This window comes from Streptomyces sp. NPDC025618 (genome assembly GCF_055558795.1).
The window spans coordinates 130363-154447 of record NZ_JBVHLW010000005.1; the positions used below are offsets into that span (position 1 = coordinate 130363).

Annotated in this window: 26 protein-coding genes and 1 riboswitch; of the genes, 14 read left to right on the top strand and 12 right to left on the bottom strand. The window is 72.6% G+C overall.

Translation table 11 applies throughout. The features are described 5' to 3' along the window. The first annotated feature begins 134 nt into the window (after positions 1-134). Complete coding sequence (locus ACZ4A5_RS07555) at positions 135-791, top strand: TetR/AcrR family transcriptional regulator (protein WP_467579447.1); 657 nt, start codon at positions 135-137, stop codon at positions 789-791. A gap of 41 nt (positions 792-832) precedes the next feature. On the opposite strand, the gene def is transcribed toward ACZ4A5_RS07555, so the two are convergent. After that, positions 833-1372: a peptide deformylase gene (gene def / locus ACZ4A5_RS07560; RefSeq protein ID WP_467579450.1), complete on the bottom strand. Its 540-nt coding sequence runs from the start codon at positions 1370-1372 to the stop codon at positions 833-835. Positions 1373-1538: 166 nt separating this feature from the next. Here def and ACZ4A5_RS07565 point away from each other — a divergent pair, with 166 nt between their 5' ends. The 5 genes from ACZ4A5_RS07565 to ACZ4A5_RS07585 all read left to right on the top strand — a co-directional run bounded on the left by ACZ4A5_RS07565 (position 1539) and on the right by ACZ4A5_RS07585 (position 6237). Further along, positions 1539-2777 (top strand): MurT ligase domain-containing protein, encoded by a 1239-nt coding sequence (locus tag ACZ4A5_RS07565; RefSeq protein WP_301889506.1) that lies wholly within the window; start codon positions 1539-1541, stop codon positions 2775-2777. Between the two features lie 29 nt (positions 2778-2806). Continuing rightward, positions 2807-3535 (top strand): type 1 glutamine amidotransferase, encoded by a 729-nt coding sequence (locus tag ACZ4A5_RS07570; RefSeq protein WP_467579455.1) that lies wholly within the window; start codon positions 2807-2809, stop codon positions 3533-3535. A gap of 130 nt (positions 3536-3665) precedes the next feature. Then, the gene (locus ACZ4A5_RS07575) at positions 3666-4691 is read left to right on the top strand and encodes a 6-phosphofructokinase (RefSeq protein WP_467579458.1); all 1026 of its coding nucleotides are present in this window, start codon (positions 3666-3668) and stop codon (positions 4689-4691) included. 334 nt (positions 4692-5025) lie between these two features. Continuing rightward, positions 5026-5976 carry a cytochrome c oxidase assembly protein gene (locus ACZ4A5_RS07580; RefSeq protein ID WP_467579461.1) on the top strand — a complete coding sequence of 317 codons (951 nt, stop codon included), beginning with the start codon at positions 5026-5028 and terminating at the stop codon, positions 5974-5976. Between the two features lie 102 nt (positions 5977-6078). Further along, on the top strand, positions 6079-6237 hold the full coding sequence (locus ACZ4A5_RS07585) for a hypothetical protein (protein WP_467579464.1): 159 nt from the start codon (positions 6079-6081) through the stop codon (positions 6235-6237). 16 nt (positions 6238-6253) lie between these two features. On the opposite strand, the gene ACZ4A5_RS07590 is transcribed toward ACZ4A5_RS07585, so the two are convergent. The 9 genes from ACZ4A5_RS07590 to ACZ4A5_RS07630 all read right to left on the bottom strand — a co-directional run bounded on the left by ACZ4A5_RS07590 (position 6254) and on the right by ACZ4A5_RS07630 (position 14060). Next, a complete protein-coding gene (locus ACZ4A5_RS07590; RefSeq protein WP_467579466.1) occupies positions 6254-6643 on the bottom strand; it encodes an SSI family serine proteinase inhibitor in 390 nt (129 codons plus the stop codon). 156 nt (positions 6644-6799) lie between these two features. Then, complete coding sequence (locus ACZ4A5_RS07595) at positions 6800-7462, bottom strand: peptidylprolyl isomerase (RefSeq protein WP_467579469.1); 663 nt, start codon at positions 7460-7462, stop codon at positions 6800-6802. A 102-nt stretch (positions 7463-7564) separates the two neighbouring features. Beyond that, complete coding sequence (locus ACZ4A5_RS07600; protein ID WP_467579472.1) at positions 7565-9166, bottom strand: alpha/beta hydrolase; 1602 nt, start codon at positions 9164-9166, stop codon at positions 7565-7567. A gap of 173 nt (positions 9167-9339) precedes the next feature. Continuing rightward, positions 9340-10137, bottom strand: coding sequence for an urease accessory protein UreD (locus tag ACZ4A5_RS07605; protein ID WP_467579474.1), 798 nt, complete (start codon positions 10135-10137; stop codon positions 9340-9342). Beyond that, positions 10134-10829, bottom strand: a complete 696-nt coding sequence (ureG, locus tag ACZ4A5_RS07610) for an urease accessory protein UreG (protein WP_467579477.1) — start codon at positions 10827-10829, stop codon at positions 10134-10136. The genes ACZ4A5_RS07605 and ureG overlap by 4 nt, the downstream gene beginning before the upstream one ends. A 197-nt stretch (positions 10830-11026) precedes the next feature. Then, positions 11027-11719, bottom strand: coding sequence for an urease accessory protein UreF (locus ACZ4A5_RS07615; RefSeq protein ID WP_467579480.1), 693 nt, complete (start codon positions 11717-11719; stop codon positions 11027-11029). Beyond that, positions 11719-13440 (bottom strand): urease subunit alpha, encoded by a 1722-nt coding sequence (locus ACZ4A5_RS07620; protein WP_467579483.1) that lies wholly within the window; start codon positions 13438-13440, stop codon positions 11719-11721. The genes ACZ4A5_RS07615 and ACZ4A5_RS07620 overlap by 1 nt, the downstream gene beginning before the upstream one ends. Next, a complete protein-coding gene (locus tag ACZ4A5_RS07625) occupies positions 13433-13744 on the bottom strand; it encodes an urease subunit beta (RefSeq protein ID WP_467579486.1) in 312 nt (103 codons plus the stop codon). Before ACZ4A5_RS07625 ends, ACZ4A5_RS07620 begins: the two co-directional genes overlap by 8 nt. Before the next feature lie 13 nt (positions 13745-13757). Then, positions 13758-14060 carry an urease subunit gamma gene (locus tag ACZ4A5_RS07630; protein WP_467579488.1) on the bottom strand — a complete coding sequence of 101 codons (303 nt, stop codon included), beginning with the start codon at positions 14058-14060 and terminating at the stop codon, positions 13758-13760. Positions 14061-14859: 799 nt separating this feature from the next. After that, a riboswitch (cyclic di-AMP (ydaO/yuaA leader) is annotated at positions 14860-15033 on the top strand. A 4-nt stretch (positions 15034-15037) separates the two neighbouring features. On the opposite strand from ACZ4A5_RS07630, the gene ACZ4A5_RS07635 reads away from it, so the two are divergent. Continuing rightward, the gene (locus tag ACZ4A5_RS07635; RefSeq protein ID WP_398874070.1) at positions 15038-15508 is read left to right on the top strand and encodes a C40 family peptidase; all 471 of its coding nucleotides are present in this window, start codon (positions 15038-15040) and stop codon (positions 15506-15508) included. 82 nt (positions 15509-15590) lie between these two features. On the opposite strand, the gene ACZ4A5_RS07640 is transcribed toward ACZ4A5_RS07635, so the two are convergent. Next, complete coding sequence (locus ACZ4A5_RS07640) at positions 15591-16031, bottom strand: ATP-binding protein (RefSeq protein ID WP_467579492.1); 441 nt, start codon at positions 16029-16031, stop codon at positions 15591-15593. 253 nt (positions 16032-16284) lie between these two features. Here ACZ4A5_RS07640 and ACZ4A5_RS07645 point away from each other — a divergent pair, with 253 nt between their 5' ends. Both ACZ4A5_RS07645 and ACZ4A5_RS07650 read left to right on the top strand, forming a co-directional pair. Beyond that, positions 16285-17154 carry a helix-turn-helix domain-containing protein gene (locus ACZ4A5_RS07645; RefSeq protein WP_467579494.1) on the top strand — a complete coding sequence of 290 codons (870 nt, stop codon included), beginning with the start codon at positions 16285-16287 and terminating at the stop codon, positions 17152-17154. Between the two features lie 90 nt (positions 17155-17244). Further along, on the top strand, positions 17245-17409 hold the full coding sequence (locus ACZ4A5_RS07650) for a DUF397 domain-containing protein (RefSeq protein ID WP_467579497.1): 165 nt from the start codon (positions 17245-17247) through the stop codon (positions 17407-17409). Between the two features lie 4 nt (positions 17410-17413). Here ACZ4A5_RS07650 and ACZ4A5_RS07655 read toward each other — a convergent pair whose 3' ends face one another. Further along, entirely contained in the window at positions 17414-18565 is a 1152-nt protein-coding gene (locus tag ACZ4A5_RS07655; RefSeq protein WP_467579500.1) for an 8-amino-7-oxononanoate synthase, read from the bottom strand. Positions 18566-18765: 200 nt separating this feature from the next. Between ACZ4A5_RS07655 and bioB the strand changes: the two genes are divergently transcribed. The 5 genes from bioB to ACZ4A5_RS07680 all read left to right on the top strand — a co-directional run bounded on the left by bioB (position 18766) and on the right by ACZ4A5_RS07680 (position 23950). Then, complete coding sequence (gene bioB, locus ACZ4A5_RS07660) at positions 18766-19989, top strand: biotin synthase BioB (RefSeq protein ID WP_467579502.1); 1224 nt, start codon at positions 18766-18768, stop codon at positions 19987-19989. Continuing rightward, positions 19982-21286 carry an adenosylmethionine--8-amino-7-oxononanoate transaminase gene (locus ACZ4A5_RS07665; protein ID WP_467579505.1) on the top strand — a complete coding sequence of 435 codons (1305 nt, stop codon included), beginning with the start codon at positions 19982-19984 and terminating at the stop codon, positions 21284-21286. The genes bioB and ACZ4A5_RS07665 overlap by 8 nt, the downstream gene beginning before the upstream one ends. A gap of 66 nt (positions 21287-21352) precedes the next feature. After that, positions 21353-22069, top strand: coding sequence for a dethiobiotin synthase (bioD, locus tag ACZ4A5_RS07670; RefSeq protein ID WP_467579508.1), 717 nt, complete (start codon positions 21353-21355; stop codon positions 22067-22069). Positions 22070-22296: 227 nt separating this feature from the next. Next, positions 22297-22992: a class I SAM-dependent methyltransferase gene (locus ACZ4A5_RS07675; RefSeq protein ID WP_467579510.1), complete on the top strand. Its 696-nt coding sequence runs from the start codon at positions 22297-22299 to the stop codon at positions 22990-22992. Between the two features lie 82 nt (positions 22993-23074). Next, the gene (locus ACZ4A5_RS07680) at positions 23075-23950 is read left to right on the top strand and encodes an LLM class F420-dependent oxidoreductase (RefSeq protein WP_467579512.1); all 876 of its coding nucleotides are present in this window, start codon (positions 23075-23077) and stop codon (positions 23948-23950) included. The last annotated feature ends 135 nt before the right edge of the window (positions 23951-24085 follow it).

The window sequence follows — 24085 nt, forward strand, 5'->3', positions numbered from 1 at the left end:
TACTCGCGGTAACATGAGTATGTTACCCGTCAGTAGAGGTGTCAACAGCCCGGCCTCCCGGATTCGCTGAGTGGGCTTGGTGTTACGTTGCGCAGGCGTTACCGGATACACAGGGGCGGGGAGGCGGGTCCTTAATGGAAACCAGTCAGCGGGACGATCAGCAACGAGCCGCGGAGCGGCGGCGCAAGGAGCTGCTGGAGGCCGCGGACCGGGTGGTGCTGCGGGACGGGCCGGGGGCGTCCATGAACGCCATCGCGGCGGAGGCGGGCATCACCAAGCCCATCCTCTACCGGCACTTCGGCGACAAGGGCGGGCTCTACCGCGCCCTGGCCACGCGCCACACGGAGGCTCTGCTCGCGGGGCTGCGCGCCGCGCTCGACGCCCCGGCGGCCACCCGGCGCGACCGCGTCGAGGCGACGCTCGACACCTATCTCGTGGCCATAGAGACCCGGCCGCAGGTCTACCGCTTCCTGATGCACCCGGCCGACGAGGGCCACCCCTCCGACCAGGGCGAGCAGGGCTTCGACGTCGGCCGGCACTCCGCGCCGCTGCTGCGCCGGCTCGGCGAGGAGCTGGCCCAGGTGATAGCCGAGCGCGTCGACCTCGGGCCGGGCAGCGACGAGCTGGCCCGCGCGTGGGGGCACGGCATCGTCGGCATGATGCACGCGGCGGGCGACTGGTGGCTGCGCGAGCGGCCGTTCCCGCGGGAGAACCTCGTGCGGCACCTCGCGGACCTGCTGTGGGGCCGGCTCGCGGCCGCGGGCGACCTGGAGGGCGGCCCGGTCTTCTGACCGCGGCTCAGGCGCCGGGCGGGCCCGGCCCGTGGCACGGGTCAGGCCGCCCAGGGAGCCTTGCGGACGGCCCGCAGCGCGCGGCGCCGCCGCAGGCCCGTCAGGCGGTCGAGGTACAGGCCGCCGTCGAGGTGGTCGCACTCGTGCTGGAGGCACCGCGCGAAGAAGCCGGTGCCGCTCACACGCACCGGGGCGCCGTCCACGGTGAAGCCCTCCACCACGGCGTGGTCGAAGCGCGGGGTGCCCGCCTCGATGCCCGGCACGGACAGACAGCCCTCGGGCCCGCGGACGACGACGCCGTCGGCCTCCACCAGGCGGGGGTTGACGAGGTGTCCGAGGTGACGGAGGTCCTCGTCGTCGGGGCAGTCGTAGACGAAGACCCGCAGCGGAACGCCGATCTGGTTGGCGGCCAGGCCCACGCCGTGGGCCGCGTACATCGTGGCGAACATGTCCTCGACGAGTTTCGCCAGGTCAGGACCGAAGTCCGTGACCTCTTCGCACGGTGCGCCAAGGCCCCGGTCGCCGAGCAGCCGCATGGGCCGCACCTGTCCCGCGCTGCCGGGAATCGAGCTTGTTCGCATGGGGTCAAGCGTACGTTCCAGGGGCTCTGGGTTCGGGCCCCCGGCCGGATCTCGATAGGCTGAGCCCCGACCGAAGCCTCCTGGCCGGCGTTCGGCACGGAGGGGGCGTTCCACCGGCGGACCAGGAAACAGGCGGCGGCGCCGGATGCAAGGAGGATCTAGGACGATGGCAGGCAACACGGGGCCGCTGTCGCCGCGGGCCAAGCTGGCCGTGACGGCGGGCAAGGCAGCTGCGGCGGTGTCGCGAGCCGCGGGCCGCGGCAGCGGATCGGTGATCGGTGGCAAGGTCGCGCTCAAGCTCGACCCCGATCTGCTGGCCCGGCTGGCGACCCACCTGGACGTGGTCCTGGTGTCCGCGACCAACGGCAAGACGACCACGACCCGGCTGATCGCCGAGGCGCTGCGGGCCAGCGGCCCGGTCGTCTCCAACGCGCTGGGCGCGAACATGCCGGCCGGCATCACCTCCGCCCTCGCGGGCGGCTCGGACGCGCGCTACGGCGTGATCGAGGTGGACGAGAAGTATCTGGCGGGTGTCGCCCGGGACGTCTCACCCAAGGCCATAGCGCTGCTGAATCTCTCGCGCGACCAGCTCGACCGGGCCGCGGAGACGCGCATGCTCGCCGAGAAGTGGCGCGAGGGACTGGCGGGCACCAAGGCCGTGGTGATCGCCAACGCCGACGACCCGCTGATCGTATGGGCCGCCTCCTCCTCGCCGAACGTGGTGTGGGTGGCGGCGGGCCAGGAGTGGAAGGACGACGCCTGGTCGTGCCCGTCGTGCGGTGGCGTGATGCAGCGCCCCGGCGACGACTGGTTCTGCGGCGAGTGCGGCTTCCGCCGGCCGACCCCGAGCTGGGCGCTGTCGGGCGACTACGTCCTCGACCCGCACGGCAGCGCGTGGCCGATCCACCTCCAGCTGCCCGGCCGGGCCAACAAGGCGAACGCCACCACGTCGGCGGCCGTCGCGGCCACCTTCGGGGTGCCGCCGCAGGTCGCGCTGGAGCGGATGTACCAGGTGCAGGCCGTCGCGGGCCGGTTCGACGTGGTGTCGTTCCTGGGCCGTGACGTCCGGCTGCTGCTGGCGAAGAACCCGGCCGGCTGGCTGGAGACCTTCTCCCTCATCGACGGCCCGCCCGCCCCGGTGATCCTGGGCGTGAACGCGCGCGGCGCGGACGGCACGGACACCTCGTGGCTGTGGGACGTCGACTACACCCGCCTCGCCGGGCACCCGATCTTCGTGATCGGCGACCGCAAGCTCGACCTCGCGGTGCGGCTGGAGGTCGCGGGCCTGGACTTCCGGGTCTGCGAGACCGTCGACGAGGCGGTGCAGTCCGCACCGCCCGGCAGGATCGAGCTGATCGCGAACTACACGGCGTTCCAGGACGTGCGCCGCCGCGTCGGCAACTGACCCCGCGAGCACTTGACAGGATTGTGAGCATGAGCCAGAACAGTCTGCGTGTCGTGTGGGTCTACCCCGACCTGCTCAGCACCTACGGCGACCAGGGCAACGCCCTGGTCCTGGAGCGGCGCGCGCGCCAGCGCCGCCTCGATGTCCAGCGCGTGGACATCCGCTCCGACCAGCCCATCCCGACCTCCGGTGACATCTACCTGATCGGTGGCGGTGAGGACCGTCCGCAGCGGCTGGCGGCCGAGCGGCTGCGCCGTGACGGCGGTCTGAACCGGGCCGTCGCCAACGGCGCGATCGTCTTCTCGGTCTGCGCCGGCTACCAGATCCTTGGCCACGAGTTCATCAACGACCTGGGCCAGCGCGAGCAGGGCCTCGGGCTGCTGGACGTCGTGAGCACCCGCGGTGAGGACGAGCGCTGCGTCGGCGACGTGCTGGCCGACATCGACGAGCGGCTGGGCCTGCCCCCGCTGACCGGCTTCGAGAACCACCAGGGCGTCACCCATGTCGGCCGCAACGCGCGCCCGTTCGCGCGGGTGCGGATCGGCAAGGGCAACGGCACCGGCGACGGCACCGAGGGCGCGTACAACGACACCGTCTTCGGTACGTACATGCACGGCCCGGTCATGGCCCGCAACCCGCACATCGCGGACATGCTGATCAAGCTGGCGCTGGACGTCAACGCCCTGCCGCCGGTCGACGACCGCTGGTACGACGCGCTGCGCGAGGAGCGCATCGCGGCGGCGACCCAGCCCGCCTGAGCCGCGGAACGGGCCGGTCGGCCCGGATGACGGACGGTTGTATCCCCCGCCACCCACCGCTTGTAGGGTGGCGGGGATCCAGCCGGACGACGGGGTCCGGTCTCCGGCCCTGTTGTGAAGGTTCCCTGTCATGCGCATTGGTGTACTCACCTCCGGTGGCGACTGCCCCGGTCTGAACGCCGTCATCAGGTCCGTCGTGCACCGCGCCGTGGTCGACCACGGCGACGAGGTCATCGGTTTCCACGACGGCTGGCGGGGCCTGCTGGAGGCCGACTACCGCAAGCTCGACCTGGACGCGGTGGCGGGCATCCTCGCCACCGGCGGCACGCTCCTCGGCTCGTCGCGGGTGCGGCCCGCGCAGCTGCGGGACGGCGTCGAGCGGGCCAAGGGCCACGTCGCCGACCTCGGCCTCGACGCCGTCATCCCGATCGGCGGCGAGGGCACGCTCAAGGCGGCCCGGCTGCTGTCCGACGCGGGCCTGCCCATCGTGGGCGTCCCGAAGACCATCGACAACGACATCGCGTCGACCGATGTGACCTTCGGCTTCGACACCGCCGTGGGGGTCGCCACCGACGCCCTGGACCGGCTGAAGACGACCGCCGAGTCGCACCAGCGCGTGCTGATCGTCGAGGTCATGGGCCGCCACACCGGCTGGATCGCCCTGCACTCGGGCATGGCCGCGGGCGCGCACGCCATCGTCGTGCCGGAGCGCCCCTTCGACATCGACGAGCTGACCGAGGTCGTCGGCCGCCGCTTCGAGGACGGCAAGCGCTTCGCGATCGTGGTGGTCGCCGAGGGCGCCAAGCCGCGCGAGGGCTCGATGGCCTTCGAGATCGGCGCCACGGACGTCTACGGCCACGAGCGCTTCGCGGGCGTCGCCCGGCAGCTCGCCGGCGAGCTGGAGCGGCGCCTGGGCAAGGAGGCGCGCCCGGTGATACTCGGCCACGTGCAGCGCGGCGGTACGCCCACGGCGTACGACCGGGTGCTGGCGACGCGCTTCGGCTGGCACGCGGTGGAGGCCGCGCACCAGGGGGCGTTCGGGATGATGACGGCGCTGCGCGGGACGGACATCACGCTGGTGCCGCTGGCGGAGGCGGTCGAAAGCCTCAAGACGGTGCCGCACGAGCGTTACGCCGAGGTGGAGTGCGTCCTGTGAGACCGGGCGCCGGCTGAGCTCTCCCCTCCGCCCCGGGCCCGTTCCCGCCTGCGGCGAGCCTTTCCCCACCCCGCCCCTTCCCGAACTGGGGGCAAGCCCCCACACCCCCAGCAACACGCTTCGCGCGTTGTCCTCAATCGCCGGACGGGCTGGAGATCCAGCCCGTTGGGGGCACCTCCCAGCGTTAGCCGGGGGAGAGTGAGGACGCGGCCGCGGGCCGCACCCGCCGCAGGCGGCAACGGACCCGCACCCGGGGACGGCCCCCGGCCACCGCTCCGGCCGAGGGCGCCTCTAGTCTTGACGAGGCGCATTGGTGCGAAATGGGAGAGAGCGGATGGATCACAGCGGGCACGGCATGATGATGGACATGCCGCCGTTCACGCTGGGACGGGGGTTGCAGTACAGCAGCGAACCCTTCTTCTTGATCGGCTGCCTGCTGGCGCTGGGGCTGTACGGCTGGGGCGTGGTCCGGCTGCGGCGGCGGGGTGACGCCTGGCCCGTGGGCCGCGTCGTCGCGTTCGTGACCGGTGTGCTGACCGTGGCGCTGGTGATGTGCACCAAGCTGAACGACTACGGCATGGTCATGTTCAGCGTGCACATGGTGCAGCACATGGTGATCAGCATGCTCTCGCCGATCCTGCTGCTGCTCGGCGCGCCGGTGACGCTGACGCTGCGGTCGCTGCCCGCGGCCGGGCGGGGCCGCAGGGGCCCGCGCGAATGGCTGGTGTCGCTGCTGCACAGCCGCTACATGCGGATCATCACGCACCCGGCGTTCACGATCCCGCTGTTCATCGCGAGCCTGTACGCGCTGTACTTCACCCCGCTCTTCGACTTCCTCATGGAGACGAAGACCGGGCACATCGCGATGATGGTGCACTTCCTGGCCGTGGGTCTGGTGTTCTTCTGGCCGATCATGGGCGTGGACCCGGGTCCGCACCGGCCCGGCTATGTGATGCGGATGCTGGAGCTCTTCGCGGGCATGCCCTTCCACGCCTTCTTCGGCATCGCGCTGATGATGGCCTCGGAGCCGATGATCGGCACGTATATGCACCCGCCGGCCTCGCTGGGCATCGACGCGCTGGAGGATCAGCAGGCCGGTGGCGGCATCGCCTGGGCGTTCAGCGAGATCCCCTCGGTCGTGGTGCTGCTGGCCCTCGTCCTCCAGTGGTACCGCTCGGAGCAGCGGCAGGCCCGCCGCTTCGACCGCGCCGCGGACCGCGACGGCGACAAGGAACTCGCCGCCTACAACGCCTACCTGGCGTCGCTCCAGGGCCGGGGGCGGTAGGCGGACGCCGTAGCGGCAGGGGCCGCGGCCGGGAGACGATGGTCTCCTGGCCGCGGCCCTTTCGCTTGCCACGCATCCGGGCCGCCGTGAGGAGGTACGGGCATGCCCGGATCGACGAAGGCGATGGCGGTGCTGACGGTGGGCTCGCTCATCGTCGTGACCGCGTATTCGGTGACGATCGGCAGCAACGGCTGGCTGTGGTTCACGTGGGTGATGCTGGGGCTGCTGACGATAGGGGCGTCGGCGACCAGGAGAACGTAAGGGCCCGCGGGGCCGGTCAGAAACGGAAGACGGGGCCCGTCGCCGCGTCGAGCGCGCACGCGTTGGGGTAGGTCTTGTGCCAGACGATCGGCCGCCCGTTCCAGTCGCCTTCGGCGGTCGCGGTGACCGGGTCGTACTCCCGCGTGCACAGGTGGCTCTCGACGATCACCTCCCCCGGCTCCCCTTGCGCCCGGTGCAGGGCGGCGCAGGCCGCCGTCCCGTGCGGGTGGTGCCCGTCGCCGTCCGGGCAGGTGAGCTGGAGCCCGCGGGTCCAGGTGTTCTGGGCGCCGGAAACGGTCAGGAAGAGCCGCCCGTGGTCGGATTCGCCGGCCGCTGGGGGCGCGGCCAGGGCGAGCAGAGCGGTGGCGCTCGCCGCGGTGGCCACGGCGGCGGTACGTACGGACATCGGTTCCTCCTGGGGCGCGGGGGTGCCCGGAGCAAGCTCATCGCGCGCGCGAGGCGCGCCGCAAGCCCCCGCACCGGCCGGTCCCCCGACCGGCCGCACACCGTCACCCGCCCGGCGGGCCCTCTCCCCGCGCCCCCGCCCTCCGTCGGCGTAACGCTATCCGACCCTGATGTGGACGCGTTTGATGTCGACGGGCAACGTCGGGAAGCCGTCGCCGGGGCCGTTCTGGTCGTCCTCGCCGCCTGCCGCGATCTTCCGCAGCACGTCGAGGCCGGCGGTGACCTTTCCGAACGGGGTGTAGGCGGGTGGGAGCTTGGTGTCCTTCCAGACGAAGAAGAACTGGCTGCCGTTGGTGTCGGGGCCGGCGTTGGCCATCGCCACCGTGCCGGCCGGGTAGGTGGCCCCGGCCAGGTTCTCGTCGGGGAAGGAGTAGCCCGGGCCGCCGCTCCCGGTGCCGGTCGGGTCGCCGCATTGCAGTACGTAGATGCGTGCCGTGGTGAGCCGGTGGCAGTGCGTCCTGTCGAAGTACGCGCGCTGCGCGAGGAACCTGAAGGAGTAGGTGGTGCACGGCGCCTTGTCGGTCTGCGCCCGGAAGGTGACGGCGCCCTGGCTGGTGCGCAGCGTGGCGCTGTAGGGCCTGGCGGCCTTGACCGGGTCGAAGACCGGTATCCCCTTGAATCTGTCGGCGGGGACGGCGGGCGTATAGGTGCAGGCGGCCGTCCGCGCGGGTGGCGGCGGGGTGTCCGCCGCGGCAGGCGTCGCGGCGCCGAGAGCGAGCAGCGCGGCGGCGGTGAGCAGGGCGTGCGGCTTACGGAGCATGGGACGGTTCCCTTCGGATGCGACTCCGGACGGGCATGGACCGACGATCGCGCCCCGGTCCCTCAGGGACCGGGGCGCGACTTCCGCCGTGACCTCTGAGCCTTACTTGGCCGCGGAAGCCTTCGGGGGCTCCGGGACGGCGTGCGGGGCGCACGTGACGTCCTTGCTGTCGACCTTGCCCTCGAGGAGGTAGGCGTCGACACGGGAGTTGATGCAGGGGTTCACGAGGCCCGTGACGCCGTGCGAACCCGCGCCCTGCTCGGTGATCAGGCGCGAGCCCTGGAAGCGCTTGTGGAGCTCGACCGCGCCCGCGTAGGGGGTGGCGGCGTCACGCGTGCTCTGGACGATGAGCGTCTTCGGCAGGCCCTTGTGCGTGGTGACCTCGACCGGCGTGCCCTGAGGGGCCTTCCAGGTGGCGCAGGGGAGGTTCATCCAGGCGTTGGCCCAGGTCATGAAGGGGGCCTGGCGGTTGACGCGGGTGTTGTCCCGGTCCCACTTCTTCCAGCTGGTGGGCCACTTGGCGTCGGCGCACTCGACCGCGGTGTAGACGGCGTTGCCGTTCTCCGCGGTGATGTTGGCCGCCTTGTCGGCCAGGTTCGGGCCGGCCGCGGCGACCAGCGGCTTGCTGTCACCGGCGACGTACTTGCTCCAGGCTTCGGCGACCGGGACCCACGAGGAGTCGTAGTACGCGGCGCTCTGGAAGAAGTTGATGAGCTCGGCCGGGCCGACGACCCCGCCGATGGGGTTCTTCTTGGCGGTGGCCCGGATCTTCTCCCAGCCCCGCTGGACCTCGGCCTGGGTGCCGCCGAGGTGGAAGACGGCGTCGTGCTGGGCGACCCACTTCTCCCAGTCCTTGAAGCGGCCCTCGAAGGCGACGTCCTGCTCCAGGTTGGCCTGGTACCAGATGTTCTCCTGCGCCGGGTTGACGACGCTGTCGACGATCAGGCGGCGGACGTGGTCGGGGAAGAGCGTGCCGTAGACGGCGCCGAGGTAGGTGCCGTAGGAGACGCCCAGGTAGTTGAGCTTCTTCTCGCCGAGGGCGGCGCGCACGACGTCGACGTCACGGGCGGTGTTGGCCGTCGTGAGGTACGGCAGGAGGTCGCCGCTGCGCGCGGCGCAGCCGTCGGCGTACTGCCGGGCCAGCTTGCGCTGGGCGAGCTTGTCGGCCTCGTTGGAGGGCACCGGGTCGGCCTTGGGCGCCGCCACGAACTTCTGCGGGTCGATGCAGGAGATCGGGGCGGAGTGGCCCACGCCGCGCGGGTCGAAGCCGACGAAGTCGTACGCCTTGGCGGTCTTGGTCCACAGCGGGCTCTTGGTCGTGATCCGCTTGGGGAACCTCAGGCCGGAGCCGCCGGGGCCGCCGGGGTTGTAGATCAGCGAACCCTGGCGCTCCGCGGCGGTGCCGGTGGACCGGGCCCGGTCCACGGCGATCTTGATGGTGCGGCCGTTCGGCTTGCGGTAGTCCACCGGCACCGTGACGAAACCGCACTCGATCGGCTTCTCCAGGGCCCAGTCGGCAGGGCAGTCCTGCCACTTGATGCCCGACTTCGCCGCCTTCGCGGCGGCGACCTGCACACCGTGCGCCTCGGCGGCGCCGCCCGGCACGCGGTCGACCGCGCCGGCTGCCGGGGCGGTCAGGAACCCGGCCACCAGCGCGCCGGTCACCGCAGTGCCGGCCGCGCCGAGTATTGATGTAGGTCTCACGTAGGAATCCCCCTGCTGATGCGCCGCCTGCTGCGGCGATGATCGCACTACTGCTGCTCGGATCCTTCCGTCTCCCTTGCCATAAAGGACAGGTTCCACAGGGGTTTCTTTACTAATCCGTAAGAATGAAGACACAAAAGACGCCACATGTGCCGCCGTTCATCCCCGGCGCATCAAATCGCCCGCATGATGCGATCTGCCGGCATGTCGCCCGCTTCCAGTGCTTTTCGGAGCCGGAGGCCGTCCGGGGCGACCGCGCACACCACGGCGGCGGGCCCGGCGAGCGGGGCGACGGCGGCCGTCGCGCCGAGCGGGCGCGCCGCCACCGGGGCGCCCTCGAAGGCCGGGTCGACGACGAGGAGTTGGCCCACGGCCCGGTGGCCGCCGAGCACCGCGCCGCCGTCCCAGCCGGGCGCCCCGGGCCCGTACGACAGCTCCTGGTCGAAGAGCGGGCGGCCGGCGCGGTGGACCGTCAGCCGTGCGGTCAGCCGGCCCGGCTCCTCCCCCGCGCGGCCGAGGATCTGCTCCTCGCGGAGCACCAGGCGCGCGGTCGGCGCGAGTTCGACCCGGGTGGTGCTGCGCAGGTCGCTGCCCCGGGCGGAGATCAGCGGCTCGGGCAGCCAGTGCAGCGTGGCCCCGTCGCCGACGCGGATCCGGGTGTCGTAGGTGGCCGGCTCGCCCGTACGGCCGGGCAGGGCGATGGTCGCCGCCGTGGTGGAGAAGCGCAGGGTGGCGCCGTCCTCGACCTCGGCGGTGAGGGTGAGCCGGTCGCCGCCGAGGGGCGCGCTCATCGCGCCCACGAGGGCCACCCGCGCCCCGGGCCCGGACGCCCGCAGCCTGCGCAGCGCGAAGGGGCCCGCGCCGTCGAGGACGGGCAGGGCGGTGCCGCCCCTGCCGTCGGGGGTGGCGACGATCCGGGCGGCGGCCCGGATCCCCGCGGCGGGCTCGGGCCGTACGGGTGCGAGGGTCATCGGGTTCCGGCGGTCCAGGCGGTGAGCTGCGCGCGTACCCAGTCGGCGACGGGGCCGACGCCGCCCTCGGTGGCCAGCGAGGTGAAGGCGACGGGGAGTTCCCCGCGCTGGGCCTTGGCGTCGCGGGCCATGCCCTCCAGGTCGGCGCCGACGTAGGGGGCGAGGTCGGTCTTGTTGACGACGAGCAGGTCGGCGGTGGTGACGCCGGGGCCGCCCTTGCGGGGGATGTCGTCGCCGCCCGCGACGTCGATGACGAAGATCTGCGCGTCGACGAGCCCCTTGGAGAAGGTGGCGGTGAGGTTGTCGCCGCCGGACTCGACGAGGATCAGGTCCAGCGGCCCGACCGCGTCCTCCAGGTCCTCGACGGCCTCGAGGTTGGCCGAGATGTCGTCACGGATCGCGGTGTGCGGGCAGGCGCCGGTCTCGACGGCCGTGATGCGCTCGGGCGGCAGCACGGCGTTGCGGAGCAGGAACTCGGCGTCCTCGCGGGTGTAGATGTCGTTGGTCACGACGGCGATGGACAGCCGGTCGCGCAGCTCGCGGCAGAGCGCGGCGACGGTGGCGGTCTTCCCGGACCCCACGGGCCCGCCGAGCCCGATCCGCAGCGCCCGCCGCGACCCGTCACCGCGCAGCGGGCCGGCGGCGCTGTAGGTGTGGCGGTGGGGGAAGGCGTCGGGGTGGTCGAGATGCATGGTCCCTCCGGGGGTTCGGTGATGGGTGTCTGTGGGTGTCGCCGCCCGCGGAGGGAGCACCCTGCGGGCACGTCCTCGGACGCCGGGCAGGCCGAGTGCGTACCCCGAGGGCCGGGGCTTGCCCCCCGTCGCGGCGCGGCCGCACACCGGATGCGTCGGGGAGGGGCGGGGCAGGGAAGACAGGACCGTCCCCCTCCCTACGTCGCGAACAGGCGGACCGGCCACGCCGCGTGGTGCTCCGCCATGATGTCGAGCAGGGGCGCCCCGCCCGCCGGAAGCGCGTCCAGTCCCTCACACGCCGCGGCGGCCGCCCGCGCCGCGACGGTGTCCAGCTCCGGCGCCAGCCGGGCCAGCACTCCTGTCGCGTCGAAGGGATCGAGGCCGAGCAGCCGTACGACCGCCGTGGCCGGTCCGCCGACCGACTCGTAGACGGCCGCGTACGCGGCGTCCAGCGGAGTCAGCCCGGCGGCGCGGGCGGCCAGCCCGAGCACGATCGGCTGGTGGGCGCCGCGCGGCCGGGCCTCGACCAGCGCTTCCAGTTCGGGCGAGGGCCACGTGGCCCGTACGGCACGGGTCAGCTGCCGCCCCAGCCGGCGCGCGGCGGCACGCAGGGCCGGTGAGGGGGTGCGGGCGTCGGCGGCCTCGTCGAGCGCGAGCGGGTCGAGGCCCGCGGCGGCCGCGGCGGCGAGCCCGGCCGCGGTGAGCCCCGCGGTGTGCAGCCGCCCCCGGCAGAACGTCTCCAGGGTGGCCGCGTCCCGGACGCGGCCCGCCTTGACGGCGGCCTCGGCGCCGCCGGAGTGCGCGTGGCCTCCGGCGGGGAAGCGCCCGTCGGCGAGGACGAGCAGCGCGGCCCGCGAGCCCGCCGGCGTCCCGGTCTCCCCCGCCGCCATCAGAAGAGGAAGTAGCGCTGTGCCATGGGCAGTTCCGCCACCGGCTGTGGTTCGACGACGTCGCCGTCGACCGTGACCGTGAAGGTGTCGGGGTCGACCTCCACCCGGGGGCGGGCGTCGTTGTTGCGCATGTCCGCCTTGGTGACGCCGCGCGTGCTGCGGATCGGGGTGAAGCGCTTGCCGAGGCCGAGCCGCTCGGGGAGGCCGTCGTCGAGGGCCCACTGGGTGACGAAGTTCAGGGAGTTGGCGGCGGGGGCGCGCCCCATGGCGCCGTACATGGGCCGCGGCAGGATCGGCTGCGGGGTGGGGATGGACGCGTTCGCGTCGCCCATCTGCGCGTACGCGATCTGGCCGCCCTTGATGACGAGCAGCGGCTTGACGCCGAAGAACGCCGGTTCCCACAGCACGAGGTCGGCGAGCTTGCCGGTCTCGACGGAGCCGATCTCGTGGTCGAGGCCCTGCGCGACGGCCGGGTTGATGGTGTATTTGGCGACATAGCGCCGGGCCCGCCGGTTGTCGGCGGCGCCGTCCCCCGGCAGGGTGCCGCGCCGCCGCTTCATCACGTGCGCCGTCTGCCAGGTGCGCAGCACGACCTCGCCGACGCGGCCCATCGCCTGGGAGTCGGAGGAGATGATCGAGATGGCGCCGAGGTCGTGCAGGACGTCCTCGGCGGCGATGGTGCCGGGCCTGATGCGGGATTCGGCGAAGGCGAGGTCCTCCGGCACGGCGGGGTTGAGGTGGTGACAGACCATCAGCATGTCGAGGTGTTCGTCGACGGTGTTGACGGTGTGCGGGCGGGTCGGGTTGGTGGAGCTGGGGAGGACGTTGGCCTCGGAGACGACGGTGATGATGTCGGGCGCGTGCCCGCCGCCCGCGCCCTCGGTGTGGTAGGCGTGCAGGGTGCGTCCGGCGATCGCGGCGAGGGTGTCGCCGACGAAGCCCGCCTCGTTGAGCGTGTCGGTGTGGATGGCGAGCTGGGCGCCGCTCTCCTCGCAGACGGACAGGCAGGCGTCGATGACGGCGGGGGTCGCGCCCCAGTCCTCGTGGATCTTGAAGCCGACGGCTCCGGCACGCAGTTGGGCGCGCATGGAGTCGTAGGAGACGGTGTTGCCCTTGCCGAGGAAGCCGACGTTCAGCGGATAGCCCTCCATCGCCTCGAACATCCGGGCAAGGTGCCAGGAGCCGGGGGTGATGGTGGTGGCCTTGCTGCCCTCCGCCGGGCCGGTGCCGCCGCCGACGAGCGTGGTGACGCCGGAGGCGAGGGCCTCGTCCGCGATCTGCGGGCAGATGAAGTGGACGTGGGCGTCGACGGCCCCGGCGGTGAGGATCTTGCCGTTGCCCGCGATGATCTCGGTCTCGGGGCCGATGACGAGGTCGGGGTGGACGCCGTCCATCGTGTCGGGGTTGCCGGCCTTGCCGATGCCGGTGATGCGGCCGTCGCGGATGCCGATGTCGGCCTTGACGACGCCCCAGTGGTCGAGGACGACGGCGCCGGTGACAACGGTGTCGGGGGCGCCGTCGGCCCGGGTCGCGCGGGACTGGCCCATGGACTCCCGGATGACCTTGCCGCCGCCGAAGACCGCTTCGTCCCCGGCGTGGCCGGGCCCTCCGCTGCGGTCCTCCTCGATCTCGATCAGGAGGTCGGTGTCGGCGAGGCGGATGCGGTCCCCCGCCGTCGGGCCGAACAGATCGGCGTACGCGGCCCGGCTGAGCTCAGTCATCGAGCGGCCCTCCGCACTCGCCGCGCAGCCCCTCGACGACGCGCTTGCCGGCGATCGGCACCAGGCCGACCTCGACGGGGATGCCGGGCTCGAAGCGCACGGCGGTGCCCGCGGCGATGTCGAGCCGCTTGCCGCGGGCGGCGGCGCGGTCGAAGTCGAGGCCCGGGTTGGCCTCGGCGAAGTGGTAGTGCGAGCCGACCTGCACGGGCCGGTCTGCGGCGTTGAGCACGGTGAGCCGGGTGCGGTGGAGCCCCTGGTTGAGGGGTACGGGGTCGGCGGCGAGCAGGATCTCTCCGGGAATCATGGCGGTCTTCCCTTCAGCCGATGGGCTCGTGCACGGTGACGAGCTTGGTGCCGTCCGGGAAGGTGGCCTCCACCTGGACCTCGCGGATCATCTCGGGTATGCCGCTCATCACCTCGGCGCGGCTGAGCACCTTGCGCCCGGAGGACATGAGCTCGGCGACGGTCCGGCCGTCGCGGGCGCCTTCGAGGACGTGCACGGTGATCAGGGCCACCGCCTCGGGGTGGTTGAGCAGCACCCCACGGGCCCGGCGCTTCTCGGCTACGTCGGCGGCCACATGGAGAAGCAGGCGTTCCTGCTCATGCGGGGAAAGTTGCATGCGTCCACCTCACTGACGAACCAGTGCCCCCAGCGAACCCAACGGAGGCACACAAGAGTTCTACACACCTTTGACCTGGGGTTCTTCATCGGACGGCCAGGGATTGCAGATTAGAGCGGAAGCTTTTCCAACGCGTTAACTGACTCTTTGCGCATCCATGGCCAGGGGTGTCACGGGGGGCCGGAGGGGCCAGGGGGACGAAACCGGCGATCCGGGCCGGAACTTCATGCCGCTGCCGTCTGCAACTACTGGATCTTCTGGGCCGGATCACTCCGCTCCATCCGCATGACACGTACGACGGGCTACGGGCCCCGCAGACCGCGCGCGTCGCCCGCGCCGGGCCCGGCGAAGCCCTCGCAGCCGCGTTCGAGGGCGGTGGGCGGGAGTTGCCCGGGAGCCGCCTGGCGCGCCCGTTGCCGGTCCGGACCGGGGCGCGTCGGCGCGTCCGGGGCGCGGTCCCGCTCACGCTCCCGCCCGCGTCCGTGCATCACGGGTCGGCGGGCGAATAAACACCGCTCCCTCAGACGCCGGACGGTGTCGTAGACGACGCGCGGTGATCGATGTCAACCGGGCACGCACGCCGCGCCGGAGCGGTGCCGCGGGCCCCCAGGCCAGGGGCTCAACAGGGCTTCGCCGAAACGGACAATCCCCGTCGTGTCCAGCGGAATTGCCCGGGAGTGAGCAGCCTCACATACCTCTGGTTCCGCTCGGAATCCGTACCTGGGCTGCGCCAAGATCCGGTCGACGACAAGACCCCGCCATCCCGGCGGGGCGGTCCAGGCGGACGCCGAACCCCGCCGCTGCCTGGATGCCGGGTCGAACGAACGCACCGGTGGGGATGGAGGACCCGAGCACGGTGGGACGACCAAGAGTAGTGCGGTCGGCCCTTGGGGTGAAGCCGTTGACACGGCCGGGCATCTTCGCCTGCCCGAACCCGACAGGTCATCCTTCACAGGCGGCTGACGAAGGGTTGGCACATGGGTGCGCACAAACGTCCGTCAATGATGTCCAGGGCCGGCGCGGCCTCCGCGCTCACGCTCGCCGCCGTCGGCGCCACGGTGCTGGTGCCGGGCGGCGCGACGGGAGCCGAGGCATCGACCGTCGCCACCGACGCACTGCACATCGCGGCCTCGAAACAGGGTTCCCCCTATCAGTGGGGCGCGACCGGCCCTTACCGCTTCGACTGCTCGGGCCTGACCCTCTACTCCTTCAAGCGGGCCGGGAAGACCCTGCCCCGCACCGCCGCCGAGCAGTACAACCGGACCACCCATATCTCCCGCTCCGCCCGCGAAGCCGGTGACCTGGTGTTCTTCGTCTCCGGCCAGGGCATCTACCACGTGGGGATATACGCGGGCGGCGGCAGGATCTGGCACGCGCCCAAGACCGGAGCGGTGGTCCGCCTGGAGCGGATCTGGACGAACAACGTCCGCTACGGCCGGGTGAACTGACCCGCCGGCACACCCAGCGGCAGGAGGCGGCCGCGCCGCCGCACCGGGGCCCCGCACGCCGTGCGGGGCCCCGGCCCCGCCCTCACCGTTCGGCGCTGAGGGCGGGCACGGTCCAGGGCAGCGAGATCCACACGGTCTTGCCGCCGTCCGGGTTCGGGGTGAAGAAGACCCTTCCCCCGCGCTCCGCGGTGAGGCAGCGGATGATGACCAGGCCCCGCCCGTTGTCCTGCTGGACGGCGGCGGGCAGTCTGCGGGGGAAGCGCGGGTGGCTGTCGGTGACCCCGATCCGCAACTGCTGGTCGAGATCGAGCCGCACCTCGACGGTGAAGGTGGGCGACTGGCCACGGGTGTGCTGCACGGCGTTGGTGGCGAGCTCGGAGACGATCAGCCGCACGGTCTCGGCGGCGTCCGTGCCGCCCGGCAGCCCCCAGTCCGCGAGCACGCCGGCCACATAGCGGCGTGCGGTGGAGACCGAGGCGGGGGCGCTCGGCAGGGTGACGGTGGCTTCTTGGTGATCTGCCATGGCGCTGTCCCTTTCCCGCCGGGAGCGGACTCCGACGCAATGCGTCGTGAAGTCGAGAGCACTTCCGGACGGCTCTGCGCGACAGCCTGCCACCGGAAATGGGGGTGATGCGGGCGATCCTCCAGCATCTGCATATATCTGTCGCTCGAAGCGGTGAACTCTACGACGAGAGACCGGATTCCGACGGCACACTGGTCTATTGACAAGAAACACCACGTTCGTCACGGGGTTCATCACAGGCGGAGGCAGGGCTATGCGAAACGGACCCGCGGTGCGCCGCCGCAAACTCGGCGGCGAGCTGCGCCGCCAGCGCGAACTCGCCGGACTGACCAGCCTGGAGGCCGCGCACGCGGTGGGCTGGCACCAGTCGAAGGTCAGCCGCATCGAGACGGGCAGCAGTGGCGTGAAGTCCTCGGACGTCGCGCTGCTGCTGGACGCGTACGGGGTGTCGGACCCCGAACTGCGCGCGCTGCTGGGAGCGCTGTGCGGCGCGGGCACCGCCGATGCGGAGGGCGCCCGCCGGGGCTGGTGGTACGCCTACCGCAATCTGCTGCCGGCGGCGTATCTCGACTTCATCAGCCTGGAATCGGAGGCGTCGCGGTTACGCACCCTGGAGACGACGGTCGTGCCGGGCCTCCTCCAGACTCCCGCCTATGCCCGCGCGGTGACCCGTGCGGCGCTCAACGACCCGCCGCCGGAGCAGGTGGAGAAGCTGGTGCGGGTGCGCATGGCACGGCAGTCGGTGCTGGGCGGCGACAGTCCGCTGGAGCTGTGCGCCGTGCTGGACGAGGCGGTGCTCCGCCACGAGGTCGGTGGGCGGGAGGTCATGGCCGGGCAGTTGCGACACCTGGTGGAAACGGGTGCGCAGCGTCATGTGCGGCTGCATGTACTGCCGTTCTCCAGGAGCTGTCATATTGGCATCACCGGACCTTTTGTTATTTTCTCATTTCCGCGCATTGCTGATCTGGACGTGGTTGTTCTCGACCATTTGACGAGTAGCCTCTACCTCGAGCGGAAAGAAGACCTCCGGGCGTACGCCGAGGCATTCACCACGCTGCGGGCGCACGCCCTCTCGCACGAGAACTCGCTGGATTTCATCGCCGGGATCTACGACGGCGCGTAAGGAGGCACCATGTCCGCAATGCCTCGGTACGTACCTTCCCCTTCGGCCCTGTGCGGCGCAGTGTGGCGACGCAGCAGCTACAGCACCGGAATGAACAACTGCGTGGAGACGGCCGGTCTGGCCCCCGGGCTCCTGGCCGTGCGCGACTCGAAGAACACCGCCCTGTCCGCCCTCTTGCTCTCCCCCCTCGCCTGGTCCTCCTTCCTCGGAGGACTGCGCGACGGCTCCCTCCGTCCCCCCGACCGCACGACCTGAGCCGTCAGGCGGCCGGTGCGGTCCGTACGACCGTGCCGGCCGCCTCCTCGACCTGCCGGTCCGACAGGTCCGCCCGGGCGGTCAGCCTCAGCCGCGAGATGCCGTCGGGCACGGACGGCGGCCGGAAGCAGCCGACCGCGATCCCGGCGGCCCGGCAGTCGGCCGCCCAGCGCACCGCCGCCTCGGGGGACGGCGCCCGTACGGACACCACCGCCGCGTCGGGCCGTACGGCTTCGAGGCCCGCGGCCGTCACCCTTCGGTGCAGCTCGCGGGCGACGTGCCGGGCGCGCGCCGCGCGCTGCGGCTCGCGGCGCAGCACCCCGAGGCTCGCCAGGGCCGCGCCCACGGCCGCCGGGGCGAGGCCGGTGTCGAAGATGAAGGTCCGGGCGTTGCTGACGAGGTGCCTGATCACCCGGGCCGGGCCGAGGACCGCACCGCCCTGGCTGCCCAGTGACTTCGACAGGGTGACGGTGGCGACGACGTCCGCCGCGCCCGCGAGGCCCGCCGCGTGCACGGCCCCGCGGCCGCCCTCGCCGAGGACGCCCAGGCCGTGCGCGTCGTCCACGAGCAGGGCCGCGCCGTGCGCCCGGCAGGCGTCGGCGAGCGCGGCCAGCGGGGCGGCGTCGCCGTCGACGGAGAAGACGGAGTCGGTGACGGCCAGCGCGCGGCCGCCGTGGGCGTCGAGCGTCTTGCGGACCACGTCGGGATCGGCGTGCGGGACCACCGCGGTCTGTGCCCGGGCGAGCCGGCAGCCGTCGATGAGCGAGGCGTGGTTGCCCGCGTCGGAGACCACGAGGGCCGCGTGCTCCGCGGGCCCGGTGAGGGCGGTGACGGCGGCGAGGTTGGCCGCGTAGCCCGAGGAGAACACCAGGGCCGCCTCGAAGCCGCAGAAGGCGGCCAGTTCCTCCTCCAGCCGGGCGTGCAGCGCGGTGCTGCCGGTGACCAGTCGCGAACCGGTCGCTCCCGCGCCCCACCGGAGCGCGGCCTCGGCCGCCGCCGCGGTGACCTCCGGGTGCCGGGTGAGCCCCAGATAGTCGTTGCCCGCCAGGTCGGCCAGCGGCGATTCGGCGGGGCGCGGACGCAGGTCCCGCACCAGACCGGCGGCGAGGCGGCGCTCGTGGTGCCGGTCGATCCAGTCGAAGGGGTCCTGGGGCATCGGCCGTCCTTGTCGTTTCCGTGGCGGGGCGACGGTGGGTGGGAGCACGGCGGGGCCCCGGGCCCCGCTTTGTATGCAGTGCATAGAACGTAGTCCTCGTCCCGCCTGGTCAGGGTGTGGCAATACACACACCTCAAAAGGGGGCTGTTGTGCGATCTCTCCATTGGCCCGAGGCGGTGCGGTGCGTAAGGATCTCGGCCATGGACCTGCTGAACACGCTGGTGGACAAGGGGCTGCGGCGGGAGCTGCCGACCCGTGAAGAGGCGCTCGCCGTACTGGCGACCTCCGACGACGAACTGCTCGATGTGGTGGCCGCGGCGGGCAAGGTGCGCCGCAAGTGGTTCGGGCGCCGGGTGAAGCTCAACTATCTGGTCAACCTCAAGTCCGGGCTCTGCCCCGAGGACTGCTCGTACTGCTCGCAACGGCTCGGTTCCACGGCCGGGATCCTGAAGTACACCTGGCTGAAGCCGGAGGAGGCGTCGCAGGCGGCGGCCGCCGGTGTCGCGGGCGGCGCGAAGCGCGTCTGCCTGGTGGCCAGCGGGCGCGGGCCGACGGACCGGGACGTGGAGCGGGTCACCCGGACCATCGAGGCGATCAAGGAGCAGAACGAGGACGTCGAGGTGTGCGCCTGCCTCGGGCTGCTCTCCGCCGGGCAGGCGGAGCGGCTGCGCGCCGCGGGTGCCGATGCCTACAACCACAACCTCAACACCTCCGAGGCCACGTACGGCGACATCACCACGACGCACACCTACGCCGACCGCGTGGAGACCGTTCAGCAGGCGCAGGCGGCCGGCATGTCCGCGTGCTCCGGGCTGATCGCGGGCATGGGCGAGAGCGACGCCGATCTCGTCGACGTGGTCTTCTCGCTGCGGGAGCTGGACCCGGACTCGGTGCCGGTCAACTTCCTCATCCCCTTCGAGGGGACGCCGCTGGCGAAGGAGTGGAACCTCACCCCGCAGCGCGCGCTGCGGATCCTGGCGATGGTGCGGTTCGTCTGCCCGGATGTGGAGGTCCGGCTGGCGGGCGGCCGCGAGGTGCACCTGCGCTCGATGCAGCCGCTCGCGCTGCACCTGGCCAACTCGATCTTCCTCGGCGACTATCTGACCAGTGAGGGCCAGGAGGGCAAGGCCGACCTGGCGATGATCGAGGACGCGGGCTTCGAGGTGGAGGGCGCGGACACCACGACCCTGCCCGAGCACCGCGCCGACGCCCTGGCCTCCGCCTCGGCCGGCAGCTGCGGCGGGCACGGCGGTGGCGGCTGCGGACCGTGCGGGGACGGCGGCGCCGAGGCCGCCAAGGCTCCCGAGGCGGCAGCGCCCCAGGCGGAATCGGTAGTTCCGGTCGGTGCCCCGGGCGAGGTGCGCCCGGAGCTGGTCGCCGTACGCCGCCGGGGCGCGGGGACGGACCTGCCGCCCAATGCCTGAGCCCCTCGCCCCCGGGGAACTGCTCGCCCTCGACCGGCAGCACGTCTGGCACCCGTACGGCCCGATGCCGGGCCGTACGGAGCCGCTGATCGTCGCTTCCGCGTCGGGGGTGCGGCTGCGGCTCGCCGAACCTGCCCACGGCAGGGACGAGTTGATCGACGGGATGTCGTCGTGGTGGTCCGCCGTCCACGGCTACAACCACCCCGTGCTCAACGCGGCCGCGCGGGAACAGCTGGGCCGGATGAGCCATGTGATGTTCGGCGGGCTCACCCACGAGCCCGCCGTGCGGCTCGCGGCCCGCCTGGTGGAGATCACTCCCGAGGGCCTGGAACACGTCTTCCTCGCCGACTCCGGTTCGGTTTCGGTCGAGGTGGCCGTGAAGATGTGCCTCCAGTACTGGCGCTCGGTGGGACGGCCGGAGAAGCACCGGCTGATGACCTGGCGCGGCGGCTACCACGGCGACACCTGGCAGCCGATGGCCGTGTGCGACCCGGACGGCGGGATGCACGAGCTGTGGTCGGGGGCGCTCCCCCGGCAGGTGTTCGCGGACGCGCCGCCGCACGACTACGACACGGACGCGGTGGACGCCTACTCGGCGCACCTGCGGGAGGTCCTCGCGCGCCACGCGCACGAGCTGGCCGCCGTGATCGTGGAACCGGTGGTGCAGGGCGCGGGCGGGATGCGCTTCCACGACCCGGTGTATCTGCGCGTGCTGCGCGAGGCGTGCGACGAGCACGGCGTGCTGCTGGTGCTGGACGAGATCGCCACCGGCTTCGGCCGTACGGGCAGGCTCTTCGCGGCGGAGCACGCGGGGATCACCCCCGATGTGATGTGCCTGGGCAAGGCGCTGACCGGCGGCTATCTCACGATGGCCGCGACGTTGTGCACGACGCGGGTCGCGGAGGGCATCTCCGGCGGCGAGGTCCCCGTGCTGGCCCACGGCCCGACGTTCATGGGCAATCCGCTGGCGGCGGCCGTCGCGTGCGCGTCCATCGACCTGCTGCTGTCCCAGGACTGGCGGACGGAGGTCAAGCGCATCGAGTCCGCCCTGCGCGACGGCCTCGCCGACGCGGCCGGGCTGCCCTCGGTACGGGACGTCCGGGTGCTCGGCGCGATCGGCGTGGTCGAGCTGGACCACGAGGTCGACATGGCGGCGGCGACCCGCGCGGCGGTCGGCGAGGGCGTCTGGCTCCGCCCGTTCCGGAATCTCGTCTACACGATGCCGCCGTATGTGACGGGTGACGAGGACGTGGCCCGGATCTGCGCGGCGGTGCGCGCGGCGGCGCGGGTCGCGTAGCCGGTCCGCGCGGACGCCTGCGGGGCACCCCGAGAAGAACGAGAAGAACGAGAAGAAGTGGAAGACATGACCGTTCTCGTCGTCACAGGCACCAACACCGAGGTCGGCAAGACCGTCGTCACCGCGGCCGTCGCCGCGGCGGCGACGGCCGCGCACCGGACCGTCGCCGTGCTCAAGCCCGCCCAGACCGGTGTCACCCCGGAAGAGCCCGGTGACATCGCGGAGGTGCGGCGGCTCGCCGGTCCGGTGACGGGCCGCGAACTCGCCCGGTTCCCCGACCCGTTGGCCCCCGCCACCGCCGCCCGCCGCGCGGGCCGCGCGCCCGTGCGGCCGCGCGAGGCCGAGCGGGCCGCGACCGGGCTGGCGGCCGAGCACGACCTGGTCCTGGTCGAGGGCGCGGGCGGGCTGCTCGTCCGGTTCGACGAGGCCGGTTCGACACTGGCGGACGTGGCGGGCCTGCTGGCCGCCCCCGTGCTGCTCGTGGCCCAGGCCGGCCTGGGCACGCTCAACGCCACCGCGCTCACCGCGGAGGCGCTGCGCGCCCGCGGTCTGCGCTGTCAGGGCGTCGTGATCGGCAGCTGGCCCGCGGACCCCGGCCTCGCGGAGCGCTGCAACCTCGCGGACCTCCCCGAGGCGGCGGGCGCGCCGCTGCTGGGCGCGGTGCCGGAGGGCGCGGGCGCGCTGCCGCCCGCGGAGTTCCGCGCCGCGGCGCCCGGCTGGCTGGCACCGGAGCTGAACGGCACGTGGGACGCGGCCCGCTTCGCGGCGTCCCAGCGCGGTTGACGAACCACGCGGGAGGCGCAAGTTGGCGGTCGCTTACGGCCGACCCAGCCCGTCCGGCGCTTGAAGACGGGCCCGAGGGGCACCTCCGCCGCAGGCGGCAACGAACCCGCGCCTGATCAACGAACCGCACCCAGGACTCCAGCACCCGGACACACCGGGAATGGTGCGGGTGCGCCTGGCGGGGGAAGAATCGCGATAACCGCCATATCCCCGGGAAGGGGTGTGCCATGTCGCTCCGGTCCACCACGACGCCGCACGACTCCGTGCACCATCCGGTGTTCGCCCGGTACTACGCGAAGCTGAGCCCGCTCCTCGACGAACGCGCCGGCATGGCCGCGCACCGGCGGGAGTTGCTGGCCGGGCTGTCGGGCCGGGTGATCGAGATCGGCGCGGGCAACGGCCTTAACTTCGCGTACTACCCGGACACGGTGTCCGAGGTGGTGGCGATCGAGCCGGAGCGGCTGCTGCGCAGACACGCGGTGAACGCCGCGGTCCGCGCGGGTGTTCCGGTCGATGTCGTGCCGGGGGCCGCGGAGGCGCTGCCGGTCAAGAGCGAGGCGTTCGACGCGGCGGTGGCGTCGCTGGTGCTGTGTTCGGTACGGGATGTGCGGCGGGCGCTCACGGAGTTGCGGCGGGTCCTGCGGCCGGGCGGTGAGCTGCGGTTCTTCGAGCACGTCCGGGCGGAGGGGCCGGTGCCTGCGGGGGTGCAGCGGGTGCTGGACGCCACGGTCTGGCCGGTGCTCTTCGGCGGCTGTCACACGGCCCGGGATCCGCTGGCGGCGATCGGGGCGGCGGGCTTCGAGCTCGGGGCGTACCGGCGGCTGCGCATCCCCGCGGGCCGGATGCCGAATCCGGTCGCGCCCTGTGTGCTGGGAGCGGCCCGGCGCCCGGCCGAGCCGGACGGGGCCGACGGCACTTCCTGAATCCGCTCACCGGTCGGCCGGGTACTAAACGGAGGATCCCTCCGGTAGGGTCTGCGCAAGAGAACGATCAAGGGGGGCCTCCATGACACGTCCGTTCCGTTTCGCCGTCAACATGCTCTCGCCCGGCTCCGCCGCCGAGTGGCGCGAGAAGTGCCGCCGGGCCGAGTCCCTGGGCTACGACGTCATCCTCGTACCCGACCACCTCGGCATGCCCGCGCCCTTCCCCTCGCTGGTCGCGGCCGCGGAGGCGACCGAGCGGCCGCGCCTGGGCACCTTCGTGCTCAACGCCGGGCTGTGGAACCCCGCCCTGCTCGCGCGCGAGGTGGCGACCACCGACCAGCTCACGGGCGGACGCCTGGAGCTGGGGCTGGGCGCGGGCTATGTGAAGGAGGAGCACGACAGGGCGGGGCTGCCGTTCGGCTCGCCGCGCGAGCGCGTGGACCACCTGGAGCACATGGTCACCGAGCTGGGCCGGCTGCTGGGCGACCCGGAGCACCTGCCGCGGCCCGCGCAGGCACCGCACCCGCCGCTGCTGCTCGGCGGCAACGGCAAGCGCATGCTGCGGCTGGCCGCGCGGCACGCCGACATCGCGGCGTTCACCGGGGCCGTCACGAACGACTCCGGCGCCCTGGAGCTGATGAGCCCGGCCCTCATGGAGGAGCGGATGGCCGTCTACCACGGGTTCGCCGCCGGCCGCGAGACGCCCGCCGAGCTGAACTACCTGGTGCAGATCGTGTCCGTCTGCGCGGACCGCCGGGCCACGGTGCGCAAATTGGGCGAGAAAGCGAAGCTCACCGAGGACGAGCTGCTCGGGCACCCGGCACTGCTGGCGGGCTCGGTCAAGGACATCGCGGACCAGGTGCGCGGCCACCGCGAGCGGTTCGGCTTCACCTACTTCACCGTCCTGGAGGCGAGCATGGAGGCGTTCGCCCCCGTCATGGAGGAGCTGCGCGCCTGACGGCCGCACCGGGCCGGGGGCACGGACCCCGAGCCGCTTTGCTCGTCCTTTACCATGGATGGTCACCCGTATCTTCACTTCCCGAAAGGTGTGAGCGTCCGCCCATGGGCGAGCCTCCCAGTAGCCGACATCGCG

What these genes read in the sequence shown, in the direction of transcription:
- ACZ4A5_RS07635 (WP_398874070.1), top strand. Translation starts at nt 15,038, where the DNA reads ATGGGTGCGCACAAACGTCCGTCAATGATGTCCAGGGCCGGCGCGGCC.
- ACZ4A5_RS07580 (WP_467579461.1), top strand. Translation starts at nt 5,026, where the DNA reads ATGGATCACAGCGGGCACGGCATGATGATGGACATGCCGCCGTTCACG.
- ACZ4A5_RS07555 (WP_467579447.1), top strand. Translation starts at nt 135, where the DNA reads ATGGAAACCAGTCAGCGGGACGATCAGCAACGAGCCGCGGAGCGGCGG.
- ACZ4A5_RS07620 (WP_467579483.1), bottom strand. Translation starts at nt 13,440, where the DNA reads ATGACTGAGCTCAGCCGGGCCGCGTACGCCGATCTGTTCGGCCCGACG.
- ACZ4A5_RS07565 (WP_301889506.1), top strand. Translation starts at nt 1,539, where the DNA reads ATGGCAGGCAACACGGGGCCGCTGTCGCCGCGGGCCAAGCTGGCCGTG.
- bioD (WP_467579508.1), top strand. Translation starts at nt 21,353, where the DNA reads ATGACCGTTCTCGTCGTCACAGGCACCAACACCGAGGTCGGCAAGACC.
- bioB (WP_467579502.1), top strand. Translation starts at nt 18,766, where the DNA reads ATGGACCTGCTGAACACGCTGGTGGACAAGGGGCTGCGGCGGGAGCTG.
- ACZ4A5_RS07675 (WP_467579510.1), top strand. Translation starts at nt 22,297, where the DNA reads ATGTCGCTCCGGTCCACCACGACGCCGCACGACTCCGTGCACCATCCG.
- ACZ4A5_RS07665 (WP_467579505.1), top strand. Translation starts at nt 19,982, where the DNA reads ATGCCTGAGCCCCTCGCCCCCGGGGAACTGCTCGCCCTCGACCGGCAG.
- ACZ4A5_RS07615 (WP_467579480.1), bottom strand. Translation starts at nt 11,719, where the DNA reads ATGGCGGCGGGGGAGACCGGGACGCCGGCGGGCTCGCGGGCCGCGCTG.
- def (WP_467579450.1), bottom strand. Translation starts at nt 1,372, where the DNA reads ATGCGAACAAGCTCGATTCCCGGCAGCGCGGGACAGGTGCGGCCCATG.
- ureG (WP_467579477.1), bottom strand. Translation starts at nt 10,829, where the DNA reads ATGCATCTCGACCACCCCGACGCCTTCCCCCACCGCCACACCTACAGC.
- ACZ4A5_RS07630 (WP_467579488.1), bottom strand. Translation starts at nt 14,060, where the DNA reads ATGCAACTTTCCCCGCATGAGCAGGAACGCCTGCTTCTCCATGTGGCC.
- ACZ4A5_RS07625 (WP_467579486.1), bottom strand. Translation starts at nt 13,744, where the DNA reads ATGATTCCCGGAGAGATCCTGCTCGCCGCCGACCCCGTACCCCTCAAC.
- ACZ4A5_RS07570 (WP_467579455.1), top strand. Translation starts at nt 2,807, where the DNA reads ATGAGCCAGAACAGTCTGCGTGTCGTGTGGGTCTACCCCGACCTGCTC.
- ACZ4A5_RS07575 (WP_467579458.1), top strand. Translation starts at nt 3,666, where the DNA reads ATGCGCATTGGTGTACTCACCTCCGGTGGCGACTGCCCCGGTCTGAAC.
- ACZ4A5_RS07640 (WP_467579492.1), bottom strand. Translation starts at nt 16,031, where the DNA reads ATGGCAGATCACCAAGAAGCCACCGTCACCCTGCCGAGCGCCCCCGCC.
- ACZ4A5_RS07590 (WP_467579466.1), bottom strand. Translation starts at nt 6,643, where the DNA reads ATGTCCGTACGTACCGCCGCCGTGGCCACCGCGGCGAGCGCCACCGCT.
- ACZ4A5_RS07655 (WP_467579500.1), bottom strand. Translation starts at nt 18,565, where the DNA reads ATGCCCCAGGACCCCTTCGACTGGATCGACCGGCACCACGAGCGCCGC.
- ACZ4A5_RS07585 (WP_467579464.1), top strand. Translation starts at nt 6,079, where the DNA reads ATGCCCGGATCGACGAAGGCGATGGCGGTGCTGACGGTGGGCTCGCTC.
- ACZ4A5_RS07650 (WP_467579497.1), top strand. Translation starts at nt 17,245, where the DNA reads ATGAACAACTGCGTGGAGACGGCCGGTCTGGCCCCCGGGCTCCTGGCC.
- ACZ4A5_RS07605 (WP_467579474.1), bottom strand. Translation starts at nt 10,137, where the DNA reads ATGACCCTCGCACCCGTACGGCCCGAGCCCGCCGCGGGGATCCGGGCC.
- ACZ4A5_RS07595 (WP_467579469.1), bottom strand. Translation starts at nt 7,462, where the DNA reads ATGCTCCGTAAGCCGCACGCCCTGCTCACCGCCGCCGCGCTGCTCGCT.
- ACZ4A5_RS07645 (WP_467579494.1), top strand. Translation starts at nt 16,285, where the DNA reads ATGCGAAACGGACCCGCGGTGCGCCGCCGCAAACTCGGCGGCGAGCTG.
- ACZ4A5_RS07680 (WP_467579512.1), top strand. Translation starts at nt 23,075, where the DNA reads ATGACACGTCCGTTCCGTTTCGCCGTCAACATGCTCTCGCCCGGCTCC.